The sequence below is a fragment of the Cupriavidus sp. WKF15 genome, assembly GCF_029278605.1.
Lineage (GTDB): Bacteria > Pseudomonadota > Gammaproteobacteria > Burkholderiales > Burkholderiaceae > Cupriavidus.
Genome location: NZ_CP119572.1, coordinates 475,805 through 496,453 on the forward strand (window position 1 = coordinate 475,805; position 20,649 = coordinate 496,453).

Annotated in this window: 18 protein-coding genes; 16 read left to right on the forward strand and 2 right to left on the reverse strand. The window is 66.7% G+C overall.

Annotation, left to right across the window (positions count from 1 at the left end; all coding sequences use genetic code 11):
- The 3 genes from CupriaWKF_RS02285 to CupriaWKF_RS02295 all read left to right on the forward strand — a co-directional run bounded on the left by CupriaWKF_RS02285 (position 1) and on the right by CupriaWKF_RS02295 (position 2,966).
- On the forward strand, positions 1-669 hold the full coding sequence (locus tag CupriaWKF_RS02285) for an SCP2 sterol-binding domain-containing protein (RefSeq protein WP_276099432.1): 669 nt from the start codon (positions 1-3) through the stop codon (positions 667-669).
- A 75-nt stretch (positions 670-744) separates the two neighbouring features.
- On the forward strand, positions 745-2,322 hold the full coding sequence (ubiB, locus tag CupriaWKF_RS02290) for a ubiquinone biosynthesis regulatory protein kinase UbiB (RefSeq protein WP_276099433.1): 1,578 nt from the start codon (positions 745-747) through the stop codon (positions 2,320-2,322).
- A gap of 17 nt (positions 2,323-2,339) precedes the next feature.
- Complete coding sequence (locus CupriaWKF_RS02295) at positions 2,340-2,966, forward strand: methyltransferase domain-containing protein (RefSeq protein ID WP_276099434.1); 627 nt, start codon at positions 2,340-2,342, stop codon at positions 2,964-2,966.
- Positions 2,967-2,999: 33 nt separating this feature from the next.
- On the opposite strand, the gene CupriaWKF_RS02300 is transcribed toward CupriaWKF_RS02295, so the two are convergent.
- The gene (locus CupriaWKF_RS02300) at positions 3,000-3,620 is read right to left on the reverse strand and encodes a hypothetical protein (RefSeq protein ID WP_276099435.1); all 621 of its coding nucleotides are present in this window, start codon (positions 3,618-3,620) and stop codon (positions 3,000-3,002) included.
- A gap of 460 nt (positions 3,621-4,080) precedes the next feature.
- Here CupriaWKF_RS02300 and CupriaWKF_RS02305 point away from each other — a divergent pair, with 460 nt between their 5' ends.
- The 7 genes from CupriaWKF_RS02305 to CupriaWKF_RS02335 all read left to right on the forward strand — a co-directional run bounded on the left by CupriaWKF_RS02305 (position 4,081) and on the right by CupriaWKF_RS02335 (position 11,075).
- Positions 4,081-5,517 (forward strand): sodium:solute symporter family protein, encoded by a 1,437-nt coding sequence (locus CupriaWKF_RS02305; protein ID WP_276099436.1) that lies wholly within the window; start codon positions 4,081-4,083, stop codon positions 5,515-5,517.
- Positions 5,518-5,712: 195 nt separating this feature from the next.
- On the forward strand, positions 5,713-6,054 hold the full coding sequence (locus tag CupriaWKF_RS02310) for an FmdB family zinc ribbon protein (RefSeq protein WP_276099437.1): 342 nt from the start codon (positions 5,713-5,715) through the stop codon (positions 6,052-6,054).
- Between the two features lie 13 nt (positions 6,055-6,067).
- Positions 6,068-6,805 carry a DUF502 domain-containing protein gene (locus tag CupriaWKF_RS02315; protein WP_276099438.1) on the forward strand — a complete coding sequence of 246 codons (738 nt, stop codon included), beginning with the start codon at positions 6,068-6,070 and terminating at the stop codon, positions 6,803-6,805.
- A gap of 45 nt (positions 6,806-6,850) precedes the next feature.
- The gene (gene aspS / locus CupriaWKF_RS02320) at positions 6,851-8,659 is read left to right on the forward strand and encodes an aspartate--tRNA ligase (RefSeq protein WP_276099439.1); all 1,809 of its coding nucleotides are present in this window, start codon (positions 6,851-6,853) and stop codon (positions 8,657-8,659) included.
- Positions 8,660-8,861: 202 nt separating this feature from the next.
- Positions 8,862-9,755 carry a hypothetical protein gene (locus tag CupriaWKF_RS02325; protein ID WP_276099441.1) on the forward strand — a complete coding sequence of 298 codons (894 nt, stop codon included), beginning with the start codon at positions 8,862-8,864 and terminating at the stop codon, positions 9,753-9,755.
- 76 nt (positions 9,756-9,831) lie between these two features.
- Positions 9,832-10,302 (forward strand): dihydroneopterin triphosphate diphosphatase, encoded by a 471-nt coding sequence (gene nudB, locus CupriaWKF_RS02330; RefSeq protein WP_276099442.1) that lies wholly within the window; start codon positions 9,832-9,834, stop codon positions 10,300-10,302.
- Positions 10,302-11,075 carry an endonuclease/exonuclease/phosphatase family protein gene (locus tag CupriaWKF_RS02335; protein ID WP_276099443.1) on the forward strand — a complete coding sequence of 258 codons (774 nt, stop codon included), beginning with the start codon at positions 10,302-10,304 and terminating at the stop codon, positions 11,073-11,075. The genes nudB and CupriaWKF_RS02335 overlap by 1 nt, the downstream gene beginning before the upstream one ends.
- Here the strand turns inward: CupriaWKF_RS02335 and mobB are convergent.
- Entirely contained in the window at positions 11,072-11,593 is a 522-nt protein-coding gene (gene mobB / locus CupriaWKF_RS02340; protein WP_276099444.1) for a molybdopterin-guanine dinucleotide biosynthesis protein B, read from the reverse strand. The two genes, CupriaWKF_RS02335 and mobB, sit on opposite strands and share 4 nt — an antisense overlap.
- A gap of 90 nt (positions 11,594-11,683) precedes the next feature.
- Here mobB and clsB point away from each other — a divergent pair, with 90 nt between their 5' ends.
- The 6 genes from clsB (at position 11,684) to CupriaWKF_RS02370 (ending at position 20,648) form a co-directional block, all read left to right on the forward strand.
- Positions 11,684-13,012 carry a cardiolipin synthase ClsB gene (clsB, locus tag CupriaWKF_RS02345; RefSeq protein ID WP_276099445.1) on the forward strand — a complete coding sequence of 443 codons (1,329 nt, stop codon included), beginning with the start codon at positions 11,684-11,686 and terminating at the stop codon, positions 13,010-13,012.
- A 332-nt stretch (positions 13,013-13,344) separates the two neighbouring features.
- On the forward strand, positions 13,345-13,935 hold the full coding sequence (locus tag CupriaWKF_RS02350) for a TetR/AcrR family transcriptional regulator (protein WP_041679468.1): 591 nt from the start codon (positions 13,345-13,347) through the stop codon (positions 13,933-13,935).
- An 86-nt stretch (positions 13,936-14,021) separates the two neighbouring features.
- Complete coding sequence (locus CupriaWKF_RS02355; RefSeq protein WP_276099446.1) at positions 14,022-15,809, forward strand: acyl-CoA dehydrogenase C-terminal domain-containing protein; 1,788 nt, start codon at positions 14,022-14,024, stop codon at positions 15,807-15,809.
- 84 nt (positions 15,810-15,893) lie between these two features.
- Positions 15,894-18,317, forward strand: coding sequence for a 3-hydroxyacyl-CoA dehydrogenase/enoyl-CoA hydratase family protein (locus tag CupriaWKF_RS02360; protein ID WP_276099447.1), 2,424 nt, complete (start codon positions 15,894-15,896; stop codon positions 18,315-18,317).
- Between the two features lie 17 nt (positions 18,318-18,334).
- A complete protein-coding gene (locus tag CupriaWKF_RS02365) occupies positions 18,335-19,534 on the forward strand; it encodes an acetyl-CoA C-acyltransferase (protein WP_276100642.1) in 1,200 nt (399 codons plus the stop codon).
- Between the two features lie 157 nt (positions 19,535-19,691).
- Positions 19,692-20,648, forward strand: a complete 957-nt coding sequence (locus CupriaWKF_RS02370; RefSeq protein ID WP_276099448.1) for a DegV family protein — start codon at positions 19,692-19,694, stop codon at positions 20,646-20,648.
- Position 20,649: the final 1 nt, after the last annotated feature.

Genomic DNA, 20,649 nt, shown 5'->3' on the forward strand with positions numbered 1-20,649 from the left:
ATGAATCCTCTGCCTTCCGCCCTGGCCGCGCCAGCCGTTGTCGCGCTGAACCACCTGCTCGAGCAGGAACCCTGGGCTCGCGGCCAGCTGGCCGCGTTTGCCGGCCGCGTGGTCCGCCTCGACGCGGCTGCGTTTGCGCTGTCGCTGCGCGTGACCGAGGACGGCGCCACCGAACTCGCGCCCGCCGCCGAAGCACCGGCGGTCACGATTCTCGTACCGCTGCAGCAATGGCCGCTCGTTGCCGCCGACGTGGCGGACGGCGGCCAGGCGGCGGCCATGCGCCATGTCCGCATCGAGGGCGACGCGGAGCTGGCCAACACGGTTTCGATGCTCGCCCGCAACCTGCGCTGGGACGCGGCCGAGGACCTGTCGCGGGCCTTTCGCGGGATCCTGGGCGGGCCGGTCAGCGACAGCCTCGCCCAGCGCATGGTCGACGGCGCGCGCGAGCTCCATGAGCAGGCCACGCGCGTGGGCCGCACGCTCGTGGAAAATGTCACGGAATACCTGCTCGACGAAAAGCCGACGCTCGTGCGCCACGTCGCGCTCGACGACTTCGGCACCGACGTGGGCCGCCTGCGCGACGACCTGGCCCGCCTCGAGAAGCGTCTGGAGCGGCTTGAGCGTGCCCGTCCCGCGGGATCGACGGTGCTGCCGTCGGCCCATCGCTGATCGTGCCGCCGGCATGACGCTATTTATTGCTGCCGCGCGTTTCGCGCAGCGCCACCGTTCCCTGAATTCCGTCGCATGACCCGCCTTCTGCGCCTCGGCAAGATCCTCTTCGTCATCCTGTACTACGGCCTGGACGAGCTCGTGCTGTCCGGTTTCCAGAACCGCAAGATCCGCTTCCTGGTCCGCGTCATGACCATCGGGCGCAAGCTGGACATGCCGCGCGGCGAGCGCCTGCGGCTGGCGCTGACCAAGCTCGGACCGATCTTCGTCAAGTTCGGCCAGGTGCTGTCCACCCGGCGCGACCTGATGCCGCCGGACATTGCCGACGAACTGGCGCTGCTGCAGGACCAGGTGCCGCCGTTCGATTCGGCGGTGGCGGTCAGGATCATCGAGCGCTCGCTGGGCCGAAGGCTCGACGATCTCTTCGACACCTTCGAGCACCAGCCCGTGGCCAGCGCGTCGATCGCCCAGGTGCACTTCGCCACGCTGAAGGGCGGCCCGAACCATGGCCGCGAGGTCGCGGTGAAGGTGCTGCGCCCGGGCATGCTGCCGGTGATCGACAGCGACCTGGCGCTGATGCGCGACCTGGCCACCTGGCTGGAGCGCTTCTGGGCCGACGGCAAGCGCCTGAAGCCGCGCGAGGTGGTGGCCGAGTTCGACAAATACCTGCATGACGAGCTGGACCTGATGATCGAGGCGGCCAACGCCAGCCAGCTGCGCCGCAATTTCGCCGATACCAGCCTGCTGCTGGTGCCCGAAGTGTTCTGGGACTGGTGCAGCAGCACGGTGTTCGTGATGGAGCGCATGCACGGCATCCCGATCTCGCGCACCGAATCGCTCAAGGCCGCCGGTGTCGACATGCACCAGCTCGCGGAAGAGGGCGTGGAGATCTTCTTCACGCAGGTGTTCCGCGACGGCTTCTTCCACGCCGACATGCACCCCGGCAACATCCTCGTTTCGGTGCAGCCGGAGACCTTCGGCCGCTATATCGCGCTCGACTTCGGCATCGTTGGCGCACTGTCGGAGTTCGACAAGAACTATCTCGCGCAGAACTTCATCGCCTTCTTCCGCCGCGACTACCACCGCGTGGCGCTGCTGCACGTGGAATCCGGCTGGGTGCCGCCCGATACGCGCGTGGAAGAGCTCGAAAGCGCGGTGCGTGCATGCTGCGAGCCGTACTTCGACAAGCCGCTCAAGGAAATCTCCCTTGGCATGGTGCTGATGCGCCTGTTCCAGACCTCGCGCCGCTTCAACGTCGAGATCCAGCCGCAACTGGTGCTGCTGCAGAAGACGCTGCTCAATATCGAAGGCCTGGGCCGCCAGCTCGACCCGGACCTGGACCTGTGGAAAACGGCGAAGCCCTTCCTGGAGCGCTGGATGCACGAGCAGGTGGGTTGGAAGGGCGCGTGGGAGCGGGTCAAGGTCGAGGCGCCGCTGTGGGCCAAGATGCTGCCCGATTTCCCGCGCCTGGCGCACCAGTTCCTGGAGCGCCGCGCGCTGAACACCAATGGCGAACAGGAACGGCTGCTGGCCATGCTGGTGACGGAACAGCGCCGCACCAACCGCCTGATCGGCACCGTGCTGCTGCTGGTCGGCGGCTTCGTCGCCGGCATCGTGCTGACGCATGTGCTGGCGTGGACTGGCTACTGGTAGATCGCAGGAGAGACGTCATGAACCCGGCCGACAAGGCACCCAGCCCGCCGTCTTTCACCACCCGCAATGCGGCGGATCCGGCGTTCTGGGACGAACGCTTCGAACAGGGCTTCACGCCCTGGGACCTGCAGGGCGTGCCGGTCGAGTTCCAGCAGTTCGTCGAGAACAAGGCGCCGTGCCCGACGCTGGTACCCGGCTGCGGCAACGGCTGGGAAGCGGGCTGGCTGTTCGAGCGCGGCTGGCCGGTCACGGCCATCGACTTTTCGCCGCAGGCCGTCGCCTCGGCGCGCCGCGCGCTGGGCCCGGCTGGGACCATCGTGCGCGAAGCGGACTTCTTCGCCTTCACGCCGCAGCCGCGCTGCGAGCTGATCTATGAGCGCGCTTTCCTCTGCGCGCTGCCCCCGGCATTGCGCGAGGCCTATGCCGAACGCGTGGCCGCCCTGTTGCCGCCCGGCGGCCTGCTGGCTGGCTATTTCTTCCTGGGCGACAAGCGCGGCGGGCCGCCGTTCGCCATGCCGGCGTCCGAGCTGGATGCCCTGCTCGGGCCCGCCTTCGAGCGTATCGATGACCGTCCGTCCGCCGCGCCCCTGCCGGTCTTCGAAGGGCAGGAGCGCTGGCAGGTCTGGCGCCGCCGGGCAGACTGAGCCGGGCAGCGCCGCCGCCCTTCCCAGGCTGCGTCAGCCGCGGCGATGGCCGTTGTGCTTTTCGCGGTAGATGTTGCCGCTCGCGCGGTCCTCGGCACCCATGATGCGGCCTTGCTCGCCCGCACCGACGTGACCGTTGCGGCCGGCGCGCGCCTCGCGCTTGTCCACATGCGCTTGGCCTCGTTCCAGGCCGGCGGCTTCGCGATTGGTCAGCGAGCCGTTCTGGACGCCATTGCGGATGCGTTCCTGCTGGTTGATATTGCGCTGGACGTCGGCTTGCATGCGCTGCGACGATGCGCTGGCCGGGTTCCCGAGCTGGCCGTTGTGCGTGTCACGCGAGATGTCCTGGCTGACGCGGTTCTCGGCACGCTGGATCGACGCCTGCTCGCGTGGCGAGACCGAGCCGTTCTTCATGGCGTTCGATTCCATGCGGTCGACCCGGGCTTCCTGCTTTTCCAGGCTCGAGGCTTCGCGGGTGGTCAGGGCGCCGGATTTCAAGCCGTTCTCGATACGCTGCTGCTGGTTGACGTCGCGCTGGATAGCGTTAGTGACGGCCGGCGCTTGCGCCATGGCGAAGGTGGACGCAGCGGCGGCGACAACGCCGGCGCCGATCAGCAGGGTAGTGCGCAGGGTACGGGCACGCGATTGGGGCATCAGATTCTCCTGGGTGGCTTGTTGTTCCGGGTCGGTCGGCACCAAGCGGTGAACCGGCCTGCCTGCACCAATGCCCCGGCCGCCCGCGGCGATGACAGGCGCTTTGTAAACGGTGTAACAGCATCTTTCGGGGGCAGTTTCCGGATTCGCCCGATGCCGTTTGGCGCCGGAACAACAGCCTCCCGCCCCGGTTGTGCCGGTCGCGCTGCACGGCGCCGCGGATTTGGCGCCGGCCTGGAATTTTTATCGTCCGACGAGGTCCGCGTCGCTATAATCCGCGTTTTGATTCGGCTACGACCGCAGGCCAAGTGCGCCATCCCGCCCAGGGACGGGCGTCCCAATGCCCCTCAAGCGGCCCCGACCGATGAATTGGACTCCGGGACGCAGGACAGCAGGACAGAACAGCCGGCCCGGCATTCGGTTTTTCGCCACAAGGGCATTTTCTGCATAGGGCAGCGGCATGCTGATCTGGTTCGTCATCATCTACTGGGTAGTCTCGGTCGGCATCGGCCTGTGGGCGGCACTGCGCGTACGCAACACCACCGATTTCGCCGTGGCCGGTCGCAGCCTGCCGTTCTACGTCGTCACCGCCACCGTCTTTGCCACCTGGTTCGGTTCCGAAACCGTGCTGGGCATTCCCGCGGTATTCCTGAAAGAGGGCCTGTCCGGCGTCGTCTCGGACCCGTTCGGCTCGTCGCTGTGCCTGATCCTGGTGGGCCTGTTCTTCGCCCGGCCGCTGTACCGGATGAACCTGCTCACCATCGGCGACTACTACCACAACCGCTATGGGCGGCTGGCCGAGGTGCTGACCACGCTGTGCATCGTGGTGTCCTACCTGGGCTGGGTGGCGGCGCAGATCAAGGCGCTCGGGCTGGTGTTCTACACGGTCTCCGACGGCGCGCTGTCGCAGGACGCCGGCATGATGATCGGCGCGGCCAGCGTGCTGGTGTACACGCTGTTCGGCGGCATGTGGTCGGTCGCGGTGACGGACTTCATCCAGATGATCATCATCGTGGTCGGCATGCTCTATATCGGCTACGAGGTCAGCGGCCAGGCCGGCGGCGTGACCGCGGTGGTATCGCACGCGGCCGCGGCCGGCAAGTTCGAGTTCCTGCCGTCGCTGGACCTGGTGCAGGTCATCGGGTTTGCCGCGGCGCTGTTCACCATGATGCTCGGTTCGATCCCGCAGCAGGACGTGTTCCAGCGCGTGACGTCGTCGCGCACCGAGCAGATCGCCGGGCGCGCGTCCGTGCTTGGCGGCGTGCTGTATTTCTTCTTTGCCTTCATCCCGATGTTCCTGGCCTATTCGGCCACGCTGATCGATCCGGGCATGGTGGCGAAATACATCAATGCGGACTCCCAGCTGATCCTGCCGCAGCTGATCCTGCAGCACGCGCCGATGTTCGCGCAGGTCATGTTCTTCGGTGCGCTGCTGTCGGCTATCAAGAGCTGCGCCTCGGCGACGCTGCTGGCGCCGTCGGTGACGTTCGCCGAGAACATCCTGCGGCCGTACTTCCGGCACCTGGACGACCGGAAGTTCCTGCGCGTGATGCAGACGGTCGTGCTGGTGTTCACCGCTACCGTGACCCTGTTCGCGCTCAATTCGCATCTTTCGATCTTCCATATGGTCGAAAATGCCTATAAGGTCACCTTGGTCTCGTCGTTCGTGCCGCTCGCCTTCGGTATGTTCTGGAAGCCGGCCACCCGCCAGGGCGGCCTGGCGGCCATCCTGCTGGGCCTTGGGTCCTGGCTGACTTGCGAGATCTCCTTTGCCGACGCGGTGATGCCGCCGCAGATGGTCGGCCTGCTGTTCTCGGTCAGCGGCATGGTGGTCGGTTCGCTGCTGCCGCAGTGGATTGCGGATCACGCGCCCGTCAAGGAAGTACACATCGCCTGACGGCCCTGCGGGCGGGACGGCCCACTGATTGGATGATCCTGGCCCCTGGCGGCCGGTTGTGCCGCTTTGTGCCTGTATTTCCGCCCGTCAGGCAAGTCCGTAAGGGTTTATAATTCAAGGCTTTGCATCGTCGTGCGCGGTCGCGCGGGCGGTGCCTGCACTGTTCCGATCCAGATTTCTCGCGAAAAACACACCATGCCGATCTATGCCTACCGTTGCGACGCCTGCGGCCACGGGCGCGATGTGCTGCAGAAGATGAGCGACGCTCCGCTCACCGACTGCCCGTCCTGCGGCGCCGCCGGAGCCTTCAAGAAGCAGTTGACCGCGGCCGGTTTCCAGCTCAAGGGTTCGGGCTGGTACGTGACCGATTTCCGCGGCGGCAGCGGCGGCACCAGCGCCGCCGCGACCTCGGGCACGGCGGCTCCCGCCGCCGCCGCTGGCGCCACGGCTGCGGCATCGACCGAATCGTCGGCCAGCACCACGACTTCCGCGACGCCCGCCGCCGGCGGCTGCGGCAGCGCCTGCGCCTGCCACTGATCCCAGGACGGCCGTGGTCGCAAAGAAAACCTCCGCGCTGAAGACCTGGTTCCTGACCGGGCTACTGGTGCTCGTGCCGCTGGGCATCACGCTGTGGGTGCTCAGCCTGATCATCGGCACCATGGACCAGAGCCTGGCGCTGCTGCCAGAGGCCTGGCGCCCGGACCAGCTGCTGTTCGGCAAGCGGGTGACGGGTCTTGGCGCCATCCTGACGCTGCTGTGCATCCTGCTGGTCGGGCTGCTCGCGCACAACTTCATCGGCCAGCGCCTGGTGCGCTGGTGGGAAGCGCTGCTGGGCCATATCCCGGTGGTGGGCCCGATCTACACCAGCGTCAAGCAGGTCTCCGACACGCTGCTGTCGTCGTCCGGCAATGCGTTCCGCAAGGCGCTGCTGGTGCAGTACCCGCGTGAAGGCTCGTGGACCATTGCCTTCCTGACCGGCCGCCCTGGTGGCGACGTGCAGAACCACCTGCAGGGCGAATACGTCAGCGTCTACGTGCCGACCACGCCCAACCCGACCTCGGGCTTCTTCCTGATGATGCCCAAGGCCGACACCATCGAACTCGACATGACCGTCGACGCCGCGCTCAAGTACATCGTTTCGATGGGCGTGGTGGCTCCGGCGGACCTGCCCCGCAAAAACGGCGGCCCGAGCCGCCCGGCGGATCCCGTCAGCCCTGCCAGGGCGACCGGCGCTGGCGCCGGCCGCGAGGCAGCGGTCGAGGCAGCCGATCCTTCGCATACCAATTGATCACGGGCCGCCCGGCGGGCGGTCGCGTATTACCGGGAAACATCTATGTCCTCCATGCGTACTCACTACTGCGGTCTGGTGACCGAACAACTCTCGGGCCAGGAAGTGGCCCTGACCGGCTGGGTTCAGCGCCGCCGCGACCATGGCGGCGTGATCTTCATCGACCTGCGCGACCGTGAAGGCCTGGTCCAGGTGGTGTGCGATCCGGACCGTCCGGAGATGTTCAAGGCTGCCGAAGAGATCCGCAACGAGTACTGCATCCGCATTACCGGCAAGGTGCGTCCGCGCCCGGCCGGCACCGAGAACGCCGGCCTGACCTCGGGCAAGATCGAAGTGCTGTGCCATGAGCTGACCGTGCTGAACCCGTCGGTCACGCCGCCGTTCCAGCTCGACGACGACAACCTGTCGGAAACCACGCGCCTGACGCACCGCGTGCTGGACCTGCGCCGCCCGCAGATGCAGTACAACCTGCGCCTGCGCTACAAGGTCGCGATGGAAGTGCGCAAGTACCTGGACGCGCAGGGCTTCATCGATATCGAAACGCCGATGCTCGGCAAGAGCACGCCGGAAGGCGCCCGCGACTACCTGGTGCCGTCGCGCGTGAACCCGGGCCACTTCTTCGCGCTGCCGCAATCGCCGCAGATCTTCAAGCAGATGCTGATGGTGTCGGGCTTTGACCGCTACTACCAGATCACCAAGTGCTTCCGCGACGAAGACCTGCGCGCCGACCGCCAGCCGGAATTCACGCAGATCGACTGCGAGACCTCGTTCCTGACCGAGCAGGAAATCCGTGACCTGTTCGAAGACATGATGCGCACGGTGTTCAAGAACGCCATCGATGTCGACCTGGATGCCACCTTCCCGGTGATGGAGTTCCGCGAGGCCATGGCCCGCTTCGGCTCGGACAAGCCGGACCTGCGCGTGAAGCTGGAATTCACCGAGCTGACCGAGGTGATGAAGGACGTCGACTTCAAGGTGTTCTCGGGCCCCGCCAACAGCGACAACGGCCGCGTGGTCGGCCTGCGCGTGCCGGGCGGCGGCGCGATCTCGCGCGGCGAGATCGATGCCTACACCCAGTTCGTCGGCATCTATGGCGCCAAGGGCCTGGCCTGGGTCAAGGTCAACGAAGTCGCCAAGGGCCGTGACGGCCTGCAGTCGCCGATCGTCAAGAACCTGCACGACGCGGCCATTGCCGAGATCCTGAAGCGCACCGGCGCCCAGGACGGCGACATCATCTTCTTCGGCGCCGACAAGGCCAAGGTCGTCAACGACGCCATCGGCGCGCTGCGCCTGAAGATCGGCCACTCGGAATTCGGCAAGGCCAACGGCCTGTTCGAAGACGTGTGGAAGCCGCTATGGGTGGTCGATTTCCCGATGTTCGAGTACGACGAGGAAGACGCCCGCTGGGTGGCCATGCATCACCCGTTCACCAGCCCCAAGGACGAGCACATGCAGTACCTGGAAACCGATCCGGGCAAGTGCATCGCCAAGGCCTACGACATGGTGCTGAATGGCTGGGAAATGGGCGGCGGCTCGGTCCGTATCTATCGCTCGGACATCCAGAGCAAGGTGTTCCGCGCGCTGAAGATCAGCGACGAGGAAGCCCGTGCCAAGTTCGGCTACCTGCTCGATGCGCTGCAATACGGCGCGCCTCCGCACGGCGGCCTGGCGTTCGGCCTGGACCGTATTGTCACCATGATGGCCGGTGCCGATTCGATCCGCGACGTGATCGCCTTCCCGAAGACCCAGCGCGCCCAGGACCTGCTGACGCAGGCGCCGAGCTCGGTCGACGAGAAGCAGCTGCGCGAACTGCATATCCGCCTGCGTGCGACCGAGCCGAAGACCACCGTCTGAGCCTGACGGTCCTGACTGGTCTGAGAACCGCGCCTTGTGCTCGGTTTTTTCGTTTCTGGCGAAGTGATTCCGCAGCCGGATTGCGCGCCGAAGTTTCCATTTGTTACTGGCCGGAACATGGCCTGGGTGGCGGTGTCTCCTTTATCTAGGCGCTGACCGAGCTTCCGCATTCAAGGTGGCCGGCGCGCGGGAGGAAAACAACGTGAACCTGGACACAGACCTGATCCGCCAGTTCCTGCTGGCCCATGCCGAAACGATCGTGACCTGGCTGGTTGCCGGCCTGGTCATGATGCTGCTGGCGCGCTTCGAACTGCGCCGCGCCGTGCGCAAGTCGGCGCAGGCCATGTCGGAATCGGTGGCGACGACCGTGGCGGCCTGCGTGCCCGACATTGCCCACGCCGCCGCGCAGGCGACCAGCGGTGTGCCGGCCGCGGAGCCGGTCGCGTCACAACGGGCCGAAGCCTTGCGGCGCTCGGCATTGGACACCGTGGCCGCAGTGATGGCGCGCGGCCGCTGGCTCGATGAGCTGGGCAACCTGCGGCTCCCGGACGATGCCCTGCTGGGCGGCCAGCGCGCCGGCGGCGCCGACCCGCTGCTGGTGGTGGCACCGCAACCCGTGGTTCAGGCGTACCTGTTCGCGCAGCGCACCTTCGAGGAAGAGGCCGCGCGCGTTCAGGACAGCCGGCGCGACGCCCAGCGCCAGCAGGACGCCCTCCAGGCACTGGAAACCGAAGCCGCCCAGGTCGAGCAGGAGACGGCCAGCATCGTGATGCGCTTCGAACAGGTGAACGCCCAGTCGGCGCAGCGCGCGGAAGCCGGCGACTACCAGCGCTTCCTGATCCAGAAGTACAACACGCTGGGTCAGCGCGAGAAGGAAATCATGCAGCAGCGTGGCGCGCTGCGCGAGCAGGCGCAGGCCAGTGCCGACGACCTGGCTTTCCAGGCGCGCGAAGCCGCGCAGCGCTACCGGGAATCGCTTGCGCCGCTGATGCGGCAGTTGCGCGAGGCCTGGGGGCATGGCGACGCGCCCGATGTCTTTGACGCCTGGCTGAGCATCGATCCGATGCGCCCGGAAGCACAACGCGACGCTGCCTGAAGGCGGACCGTCATTCGCGTGGCAAGAGCGGGCGCGGCTGCGCTATCCTTGGGGGTGTCTGTCGGACCCATGTCCCATGCCCTACAAGATTCCTGAATCCGTGCTGGTCGTGATCTACACGCCAGATCTCCAAGTGCTGTTGCTGGAACGGGCCGACCGGCCGGGCTTCTGGCAGTCCGTGACCGGCAGCCTGGATACCGTTGACGAACCCCTGGCACTGACCGCCGCGCGCGAAGTGTTCGAGGAGACCGGCATCGTCGCCGGCGAACACCTGCTCACCGACTGGCAGCACACCATCCAGTACGACATCTACCCGCAGTGGCGCCACCGGTATGAGGCCGGCGTCACGCGCAATACCGAACACTGGTTTGGCCTGTGCGTATCCGGACCGTTGCCGGTGACGCTGGCGCCGCGCGAGCACCTGCAGTCGCACTGGCTACCGTGGGAAGCGGCTGCGCAGCGGTGCTTCTCCAGCAGCAATGCGGAGGCCGTGCGCCAGCTGGCCTGGCGTACGCCAGGCAGGCCAGCCGTCTGTGGAGCTGGCTGATGAAGCTGCGCGTGGTCACCTACAACATCCACAAGGGCGTGACCGGCATCTCGCGTCGCCCGCGCATCCAGAACGTACGCGCCGGGCTACAGGCCATGGACGCCGATATCGTGTTCCTGCAGGAGGTACAGGACCGCAACGACCGCCTGGTCGCCGCGGCGCTGTTCGATCCGGACCACACGCAGCTGAACTACCTGGCCACGGATGCCTATCCGCACTCCGTGTACGGGCGCAACGCCGTCTACGACCACGGCCACCACGGCAACGCGATCCTGTCGCGCCATCCGATCCTGATGTCGGAAAACCTCGATATTTCCGACCACCGCTTCGAGCAGCGCGGCCTGTTGCATGCGGTAGCCGACGTGAACGGCATGCAAGCCCACCTGATCTGCGTGCATTTCGGCCTGTTCGCGCGTAGTCGCGCGCGCCAGGCCGAGGCGCTGGTCGAGCGCGTTTGCAATGTGGTGCCGCCGTCGGCGCCGCTGGTGATCGCCGGCGACTTCAATGACTGGAACCACCGGCTCGACGCGCAGATCTGCAACACGCTGGGCACGGTGGAAGCGTCGCATGCGCGCGGGGCGCGCCTGCACACCTTTCCGAGCCATATGCCGTGGTGGCAGCTCGACCGCATCTACGTGCGCGGCTTCGAGATCGAGCGGGCGCATGCGCTGACCGGGCGAGACTGGGCGCAGCGCTCTGATCATGTGCCGCTGGTGGCGGAACTGGCGCAAACCGCCGATAACGGCCGCGCGGCGGCCGGCAAGACCGCCTAGCTGTGCCCGGGGTCTTCCAGCCGGCTGCGGATGAAGTGGAAGATGGCGTCGGGGTCGGTCAGGTCAAGCACGGGCAAGGACGTCATCTGCGCGACCGCCTCCGGCGCATCGGTGGCAACGGCGACCACGCCGGGCACCTCGTTCCATAGCGGCGCGCGTCCCAGCGACGGGCGAAAGACTTCCAGCTTCGGGAAATCGCTGCGCTTGTAGCCTTCGACCAGCACCAGGTCGGTATTCGCCGGCAGCACGGCCAGCGCGTCATCGAGTTCGGGCGAGGGCACATCCTCGGGGTAATGGCGCATCAGCGTCATGTGGCGCGCGCCGACCAGCACCACGTTGCTGCAGCCGCCTTCGCGCATGCGCCACGAGTCCTTGCCCGGCGTATCGGGGTCGAAGCCATGGTGCGTATGCTTGATGCCATTGACGCGCATGCCGGCGGCGACGAAGCGCGGGATCAGCGCGTCCAGCAGCGTGGTCTTGCCGCTGCCGGACGAGCCGGTGATGCCGAATACCTTCACAGTGCTATCCCTTGGTGGCTGAGTGCATCGACGATAGCAGAGATGCACCGCACCATGTGCAGATGGCGCTGCGTGTCCCATAATCGCGTCATGCCACGGATATCCGACACCGACAAGCCGATCATCGCACGTGCCGCCGCCGTGGCGCATGTTGCGGCGCGGGATGACGGCGCCTCCACGGTCGCACGCGCCGGCCGGCGGCGCCTGCTGCGCTGGGCCGGCCGGCACGGCAGGCCGGTTGGCGGCAACCAGGTGCGCCTGCTGAGCGGTGGGCGCGATTTCTTTCCGGCCCTGATCGAGGCGATCGATGCCGCGGCCTTCCAGGTCATCATCGAGACCTATATCTACGCCGACGACGACGTCGGCCGCGCGGTGAGCGATGCGCTGATCCGTGCGGCGGCGCGCGGCGTATCGGTACGGCTCACGGTGGACGGCTTTGGTGCCGGCGACATGTCCGCCGGACTCGCGCAGCGTCTGTGCGACGGCGGCGTGCAACTGCGCGTCTACCGCGTCCTGCGCGGCTTCCGGCTGGCGCGCCGGCACTTGCGCCGCCTGCATCGCAAGCTCGCGGTGATCGACCGGCGCGTGGCGTTCGTGGGCGGCATCAATATCATCGACGACTACAATCACGGGCCGTTCGAGCAGGCAGGGCTCGGGGCCCGCTATGACTTCGCCGTGGAAGTGCGCGGGCCGCTCGTGGACCGTGTCGCACTGACCGCCGAACGCCTCTGGTGGCGCCTGTCGCTGCGCGGCGAACTGCATGACGTCGGCCTGGCGGGCGCGGCGGCGGGCTACCCGCTGGTCACCGACCTGCCGCCGCGGCGCGAGACCGAAGGCGGCGTGTTCGCGGCGCTGCTGCTGCGCGACAACCTGCGCAATCGCCGCGCCATCGAACGCGAGTACCTGCGCGCGCTGGGCGTGGCGCGGGACGACGTGATCCTGGCCAATGCATATTTCCTGCCGGGCCACAGGGTGCGGCGCGCGCTGCTGGCCTGCCGCGCGCGGGGCGTACGGGTGCGATTGCTATTGCAGGGCCGGGTCGAATACCGCCTGCAGCATTTCGCCACGCACGCGCTGTATGCGAGCCTGCTGGATGCCGGCGTCGAGATCTACGAGTACGCCGAAAGCTTCCTGCACGCCAAGGTGGGCGTGGTGGACGAGGCCTGGGCCACGGTCGGGTCTAGCAATATGGACCCGTTCAGCCTGCTGCTCGCGCGCGAGGCCAACGTCTGCGTTTATGATCCAGCCTTCGCCGCCGGCCTGCGCGCGGAACTCGAGTGCGCCATCGCGCAGCGCAGCGCGCGCGTCATGCCGGAAGCACATGCGCGGCGCTCCGCGCTGCGGCGCGTGGCGAACTGGGCCGCGTACATGGTGTTGCGTCTTGGCGTCGTGATCGCCGGCGTGACCGGGCGCTACTAGGGCCGTCCGGATATTGCTGCGCAGCACGGCGCTGGCCGCGTGGCTTGTGGCGGCAGGCCGCGTGTTGATGTTGCAACGCAGCCTGTTTAGAAATGTGGGTCTAATTAAAAGCTTGATGGCGACGGGTCGCGACAGAATAATCTGAACGACCGTTCTTTTTTGGCTTAGACTGCGTGCATTCGCGGCGAAAACCGGCATTTGTGCGGCCGCCGTCAGGCAATAAGCAACGTCAGGGTCATACGTGGCGCCCGGTGAAGGCGCTACAAGAACGGAGAAACAATATGCGACACCAGTCAGCCCGTCTCGAATCCGCCACCGCTTCCCCCGCGCCGATGCGCAAGGGGGAAATGACGCGCGTGGCGATTCTGGATGCCGCACTGGAGCTGTCGTCCCGCGACGGGTTGGAGGGTCTGACCATCGGCCTGTTGGCGGAACGCATGCAGATGAGCAAGAGCGGCGTGTTCGCGCATTTCGGTTCGCGCGAAGACCTGCAGGTGGAAGTTGTGCGGGAGTATCACCGGCGCTTCGAGCAGGAGGTGTTCTACCCCTCGCTGCACGAGCCGCGCGGGCTGCCCCGGCTGTGGTCGATGGTGCGCAGGTGGATGGAGAAGCGCATCCAGGAAGTGACGACTGGATGCATCTACATCAGCGGCGCGGTCGAGTACGACGACCGCGCGGAAAGCCTGGTGCGTGACGAACTCGTCAAGAGCGTCACCATCTGGCGCGCCGCGCTGACGCGCGCCATTGGCCAGGCCAAGGAAGAGGGGCACCTGCGCGCGGACTGCGATCCGCGCCTGATGCTGTTCGAGATGTACAGCCTTGAACTAGGCTTGCATCACGACGCCCGTTTCCTGCGCCTGCCGGACAGCGCCGAACTTGCCATGGTCGCGCTCAACAAACTGATTCAGTCTTACCGTACCTGAGGCTGCTGCGTACGGACCGTGGCGCCCGCCATCGCGGGCGGCGCACGGGCGGCGTGGCGGCATCGTGAACTCCAAAGGAGCTTTTGATGGGCCAGTACACCGCACCGTTGCGCGACATGCAGTTCGTCCTTCACGAACTGCTCGGCGCTGAAGCCGAACTCAAGGCGATGCCGCCGCACGCGGACATCGACGCGGACACCATCAACCAGGTCATCGAGGAAGCCGGCAAGTTCTGCGCCGACGTGGTGTTCCCGCTCAACCAGGCGGGTGACCGCGAAGGCTGCACCTACGTCGGCGACGGCGTGGTGAAGGCGCCCACCGGCTTCAAGGAAGCCTATCAGCAGTACGTGGAAGCCGGCTGGCCGGCGCTGGCGTGCGATCCGGCCTACGGCGGCCAGGGCCTGCCGATCGTGGTCAACAACGTCGTGTACGAGATGCTGAACTCGGCCAACCAGGCGTGGACCATGTACCCGGGCCTCTCGCATGGCGCCTACGAGGCCCTGCACGCGCACGGCACGCCGGAACTGCAGCAGGCCTACCTGCCCAAGCTGGTGTCGGGCGTGTGGACCGGCACCATGTGCCTGACCGAGCCGCACTGCGGCACCGACCTCGGCATCCTGCGCACCAAGGCCGAACCGCAGGCCGACGGCTCCTACCTGCTGACCGGCACCAAGATCTTCATCTCGGCCGGCGAGCATGACCTGGCCGAGAACATCATCCACCTCGTGCTGGCGCGCCTGCCGGACGCGCCGCAGGGCACCAAGGGCATTTCGCTGTTCGTCGTGCCGAAGTTCATCCCCGACGCGAGCGGCAACCCGGGCGAGCGCAACGGCATCCAGTGCGGCTCGATCGAACACAAGATGGGCATCCACGGCAACGCCACCTGCGTGATGAACCTCGATGGCGCGCGCGGCTGGCTGGTGGGCGAGGCCAACAAGGGCCTGAACGCCATGTTCGTGATGATGAATGCCGCGCGCCTCGGCGTGGGCGCCCAGGGCCTGGGCCTGACCGAAATCGCGTACCAGAACTCGGTCGCGTATGCGAAGGACCGCCTGCAGATGCGCTCGCTGACCGGCCCGAAGGCGCCGGAAAAGGCCGCCGACCCGATCATCGTGCATCCGGACGTGCGCCGCATGCTGCTGACGCAGAAGGCCTATGCCGAAGGCGGCCGCGCATTCAGCTACTGGACCGCGCTGCAGATCGACCGCGAGCTGTCGCACCCGGACGAGGCCGTGCGCAAGCAGGCCGGCGACCTGGTGGCGTTGCTGACGCCGGTGATCAAGGCCTTCCTGACCGACAACGCGTTCACCAGCACCAACGAAGGCATGCAGGTGTTCGGCGGCCACGGCTACATCTCCGAATGGGGCATGGAGCAGTATGTGCGCGACGCCCGCATCAATATGATCTACGAGGGCACCAACACCATCCAGGCGCTGGATCTGCTGGGCCGCAAGATCCTGGGCGACATGGGCGCCAAGATGAAGGCCTTCGGCAAGATCGTGCAGGAATTCGTCGAGGAAGAGGGCACCAGCGAAGCCATGCAGGAGTTCATCAACCCGCTGGCCGACCTGGGCGACAAGGTGCAGAAGCTGACCATGGAAATCGGCATGAAGGCCATGGGCAACGCCGATGAAGTCGGCGCCGCCGCGGTGCCGTACCTGCGCGTGGTGGGACACCTGGTGTTCGCGTACTTCTGGGCCCGCATGGCCAAGATCGCGCTGGAGAAGGAAGGCAGCGGCGACAAGTTCTACACCGCCAAGCTGGCGACGGCGCGCTTCTACTTCGCCAAGCTGTTGCCCGAAACGGCTGGCGAGATCCGCAAGGCGCGCGCCGGCTCGGCCACGCTGATGGCGCTGGACGCAGACCTGTTCTGACGGCCTGATTGCCCACCCTCTCTCCGCATGGCAGGAGAGAGGGGCCCGCCTTTCATCAAAACGCTCAATCCATCAGGAGCGCTCATGTCCAATTTCATCGTCAAGAAAGTCGCCGTGCTCGGCGCCGGCGTCATGGGGGCGCAGATTGCCGCCCATCTCGTCAACGCGCGCGTGCCGGTGGTGCTGTTCGACCTGCCGGCCAAGGAAGGCCCCAAGAGCGGGATCGCGCTGCGCGCGATCGAGAACCTGAAGAAGCTGTCGCCGGCACCGCTTGGCATCAAGGATGAGGCCGGCCTGATCCAGGCCGCCAATTACGAAGACGACATCGCCCTGCTCAAGGAATGCGACGTGGTGATCGAGGCGATCGCCGAGCGCATGGACTGGAAGCACGACCTGTACAAGAAGGTCGCGCCGCACCTGGGGGCGAACACCATCTTCGCGACCAATACCTCGGGGTTGTCGATCACCGCGCTGTCGGATGGTTTCGACGCCGAACTGAAGGCGCGCTTCTGCGGCGTGCACTTCTTCAACCCGCCGCGCTACATGCACCTGGTCGAGCTGATCCCGACCGCGACCACGCAGCCGGAGATCCTCGACAAGCTCGAAGCCTTCCTGACGACCACGCTTGGCAAGGGCGTGGTGCGTGCGAAGGACACGCCCAACTTCATCGCCAACCGCGTGGGCATCTTTTCGATCCTGGCGGTGTTCGCCGAAGCCGAGAAATTCGGCATTCCGTTCGATGTGGTGGACGACCTGACGGGCTCCAAGCTGGGCCGCGCCAAGTCGGCCACGTTCCGCACGGCCGACGTGGTGGGTCTGGACACCATGGCCCACGTGATCAAGACCATGCAGGACAACCTGCATGAGGATCCGTTCGCGCCGGTCTACAAGACTCCGGCCGTGCTGAAGGGCCTGGTCGACGCGGGCGCGCTGGGCCAGAAGACCGGCGCCGGCTTCTACAAGAAGGAAGGCAAGGCGATCAAGGTGCTGGACGCCAGCACGGGCCAGTATGTCGAATCGGGCAAGAAGGCCGACGAGATCGTCGCGCGCATGCTGAAAAAGGCTCCGGCTGAGCGCATCAAGCTGCTGCGCGAGTCGACCAATCCGCAGGCGCAGTTCCTGTGGGCGATCTTCCGCGACGTGTTCCACTACATTGCCGTCTACCTCGAACAGATCGCCGGTTCGGCGGCCGATGTCGACCTGGCGATCCGCTGGGGCTTCGGCTGGAACTCGGGCCCGTTCGAGGACTGGCAGGCCGCCGGCTGGAAGCAGGTGGCCGAGTGGGTGAAGGAAGATATCGACGCCGGCAAGGCGCTGTCCAAGGCACCGATGCCCGCGTGGGTGTTCGCAGGCCCGGTGGCCGAGAACCAGGGCGTGCACGCCGCGCAGGGTTCGTGGGCACCGGCCACGCAGCAATTCGTCGCTCGCAGCACGCTGCCGGTGTACGGGCGCCAGGTTTTCCGCGCCGCGCTGCAGGGCTCGGCTGCGATCGATCCGCGCAAGGCCGGCCGCACGGTCGAAGAGAACGACGCCGTGCGCATCTGGGTGGCCGAGGGCCAGGACGATGTGCTGGTGGTCTCGTTCAAGAGCAAGATGAACACCATCGGGCCGGACGTGATCGACGGCCTGACGCGCGCGATCGACCTCGCTGAAGCCGAGTACAAGGGCCTGGTCGTGTGGCAGCCGACGTCGCTGCAGCTCGGCGCGCCGGGCGGCCCGTTCTCCGCGGGCGCCAATCTGGAAGCCGCGATGCCGGCCTTCATGATGGGCGGTGCCAAGGGCATCGAGCCTTTCGTCAAGAAGTTCCAGGACGGCATGATGCGCGTGAAGTACGCCGCGGTGCCCGTGGTGTCGGCCGCATCCGGCATTGCACTGGGCGGCGGCTGCGAGCTGATGCTGCATTCGGCGGCACGCGTGGCGGCGCTGGAAACCTATATCGGCCTCGTGGAAGTAGGCGTGGGTTTGGTGCCCGCCGGCGGTGGCCTGAAGGAAGCCGCGCTGGCAGCAGCACGCGCCGCGCAGGCAGCCGGCAGCACCAACTATCTGCAGTTCCTGACCAACCGCTTCCAGAATGCGGCCATGGCCAAGGTGTCGGCTTCCGCGCTGGAAGCGCGCCAGATGGGGTATCTGCAGGCCTCGGACAAGATCGTCTTCAACGTGCACGAGCTGCTTCACGTGGCGCAGAACCAAGTGCGCGCGCTGGCCGACGCCGGCTATCGCGCGCCGCTGCCGGCGCTGGTGCCGGTGGCCGGCCGTTCGGGCATCGCGACCATCAAGGCATCGCTGGTCAATATGCGCGACGGCGGCTTCATCTCCGCGCATGACTTCCTGATTGCCTCGCGCATTGCCGAAGTGGTATGTGGCGGCGACGTCGAGGCCGGCTCGCTGGTGAGCGAGGAATGGCTGCTCGCGCTGGAGCGCAAGGCCTTCGTCGACCTGCTGGGTACCAGCAAGACGCAGGAACGCATCATGGGCATGCTGCAGACCGGCAAGCCCGTCCGCAACTAAGGCAGCGAGGAACCGACATCATGAAACAACTGCAAGACGCCTACATCGTTGCCGCGACCCGTACGCCGATCGGCAAGGCGCCGAAGGGCGCGTTCAAGAATACGCGTCCGGACGGCCTGCTGGCCACGATCCTTAAGGCCGCCGTGGCCCAGGTGCCGAACCTGGATCCGAAGCTGATCGAAGACGCCATCGTCGGCTGCGCGATTCCCGAAGCGCAGCAGGGCCTGAACGTGGCGCGCATCGGCGCGCTACTGTCGGGCCTGCCGAACACCGTGGGCGGCATCACCGTCAACCGCTTCTGCGCCTCGGGCGTGAGCGCGGTGGCCATGGCCGCCGACCGAATCCGCGTGGGCGAGTCCGACGTGATGATCGCCGCCGGCGTGGAATCGATGAGCATGGTGCCGATGATGGGCAACTCGCCGTCGATGTCGCCCGATATCTTCACGCGCGACGAGAACGTCGGCATCGCCTACGGCATGGGCCTGACCGCCGAGAAGGTCGCGCAGCAATGGAAGGTCAGCCGCGAGGACCAGGATGCGTTCTCGCTGGCCTCGCACCAGAAGGCCATCGCCGCGCAGCAGGCCGGGGAGTTCAAGGACGAGATCACGCCGATCGATATCGTCGAGAAATTCCCGAACCTGGCCAGCGGCGAGGTGAGCGTCAAGACGCGCACCATCGCGCTGGACGAAGGCCCGCGCCTCGATACCTCGCTCGAAGGCCTGGGCAAGCTGCGCCCGGTATTCGCCAACAAGGGCAGCGTGACCGCCGGCAACAGTTCGCAGACGTCCGATGGCGCCGGCGCGCTGATCCTGGTGTCGGAGAAGATCCTGAAGCAGTTCAATCTGGTGCCGCTGGCGCGCTTCGTATCGTTCGCGGTGCGCGGCGTGCCGCCGGAGATCATGGGTATCGGCCCGAAGGAAGCGATTCCCGCGGCGCTGAAGGCGGCCGGCCTGACACAGGACCAGATCGACTGGATCGAGCTGAACGAGGCCTTCGCCGCGCAATCGCTGGCGGTCATGCGCGACCTGGAGCTCGACCCCGCCAAGGTCAACCGCATGGGCGGTGCCATTGCGCTCGGTCACCCGCTCGGCGCGACCGGCGCGATCCGTTCGGCCACCGTGGTGCACGCGCTGCGTCGCCACAACCTGAAGTACGGCATGGTGACCATGTGCGTGGGCACGGGCATGGGCGCAGCCGGCATCTTCGAGTGCGTCTGAAGAAACGCGCCAGCGGGGCGGTGCCAGCGCCGCCCCATCCTTCTGTCAGGTGAAGAAAAGCAGTGCCAACGATGGCGTGCCGCAAGGGCCACCCCAAGACGCGCCCCGAGACAGCTGCCGCACTCCGATGCGGCTCACCAGCAGGGAGGCACAACACATGCAGGAGACAGCCATCCTGGCCGACGCGGCGTGCGACATGCCGCGTGCGGTCATGACGGAACTTGGCGTGCGCACGATTCCATTTCGCATCCGCGCCGGCGACAGGTTTGTTGCCGACACGCGCGACGAGGACGCGCTGCCAACGCTGTACGAACAGTATCTCGTCGGCAAGCAGGACCACTACGCGGAGTCGATCCCGCTCGTCGAGCGCGAGCTGGAGGACCACCTGCTGAAGCATGTGGTCGCCACCTGCGACCGCGCCATGCTGTTCACCATCGCCAGCACACGCAGCAAGCTCTATTCGCATGCGACCGGCGCCGTGATCGGCACCGCCGCGCGCAGCGTGCGGCTGCGCAAGGAGGCGGGCCGTTCGGGCCTGTTCGACCTGATCGTCATCGACACCGGCGCGATTGGCCCCGGCCAGGCGCTGATTGTGCGCGAAGCCGCCCGCATGGCCGCCGATGGGGCCGATGCGCGTGCCGTGACGGAGGCCGTGGAAACCCGCCTGCGCGACGCGGCGCACATGTACCTGGTGCCCGACGAACTGCTCTACATGTACACGCGCGCCAGGCTCAAGGGCGAGGACAGCATCACCTGGGGCCGCTACATGATGGGCAGCGCATTCAATATCCGGCCGGTCATCCACATGCACCGCGGGCGTACCGAGGCGGTGGCCAGGGTGCGCGGCTCGGACGAAGGTCGCCGCCGCGTGCTGGCCCATGCCGAGCAGTGCGTGCGCAACGGCAGCCTGCTGACGCCCGCGATTTCGGCGTGCTTCGCCGGACCGCTGGACATCGTGCGCGCCATGCCGGCCTTCCAGTCACTGGAACGAGCGGCGCGCACGCGCGGCATCGAGCTGATGCTCGCGCCGATGAGCCTGACTGTCGCGCTCAACGTCGGCGCACGCGCATTCGGCCTGAGCTATCTTTCCGAGCAAACGCTGCCGCTCGCCTAGC

Excerpts from the sequence above, each read along its gene's own strand:
- CupriaWKF_RS02285 (WP_276099432.1), top strand. The coding sequence starts at position 1 with ATGAATCCTCTGCCTTCCGCCCTGGCCGCGCCAGCCGTTGTCGCGCTG.
- ubiB (WP_276099433.1), top strand. The coding sequence starts at position 745 with ATGACCCGCCTTCTGCGCCTCGGCAAGATCCTCTTCGTCATCCTGTAC.
- CupriaWKF_RS02295 (WP_276099434.1), top strand. The coding sequence starts at position 2,340 with ATGAACCCGGCCGACAAGGCACCCAGCCCGCCGTCTTTCACCACCCGC.
- CupriaWKF_RS02300 (WP_276099435.1), bottom strand. The coding sequence starts at position 3,620 with ATGCCCCAATCGCGTGCCCGTACCCTGCGCACTACCCTGCTGATCGGC.
- CupriaWKF_RS02305 (WP_276099436.1), top strand. The coding sequence starts at position 4,081 with ATGCTGATCTGGTTCGTCATCATCTACTGGGTAGTCTCGGTCGGCATC.
- CupriaWKF_RS02310 (WP_276099437.1), top strand. The coding sequence starts at position 5,713 with ATGCCGATCTATGCCTACCGTTGCGACGCCTGCGGCCACGGGCGCGAT.
- aspS (WP_276099439.1), top strand. The coding sequence starts at position 6,851 with ATGTCCTCCATGCGTACTCACTACTGCGGTCTGGTGACCGAACAACTC.
- nudB (WP_276099442.1), top strand. The coding sequence starts at position 9,832 with ATGCCCTACAAGATTCCTGAATCCGTGCTGGTCGTGATCTACACGCCA.
- CupriaWKF_RS02335 (WP_276099443.1), top strand. The coding sequence starts at position 10,302 with ATGAAGCTGCGCGTGGTCACCTACAACATCCACAAGGGCGTGACCGGC.
- clsB (WP_276099445.1), top strand. The coding sequence starts at position 11,684 with ATGCCACGGATATCCGACACCGACAAGCCGATCATCGCACGTGCCGCC.
- CupriaWKF_RS02350 (WP_041679468.1), top strand. The coding sequence starts at position 13,345 with ATGCGCAAGGGGGAAATGACGCGCGTGGCGATTCTGGATGCCGCACTG.
- CupriaWKF_RS02355 (WP_276099446.1), top strand. The coding sequence starts at position 14,022 with ATGGGCCAGTACACCGCACCGTTGCGCGACATGCAGTTCGTCCTTCAC.
- CupriaWKF_RS02360 (WP_276099447.1), top strand. The coding sequence starts at position 15,894 with ATGTCCAATTTCATCGTCAAGAAAGTCGCCGTGCTCGGCGCCGGCGTC.
- CupriaWKF_RS02370 (WP_276099448.1), top strand. The coding sequence starts at position 19,692 with ATGCAGGAGACAGCCATCCTGGCCGACGCGGCGTGCGACATGCCGCGT.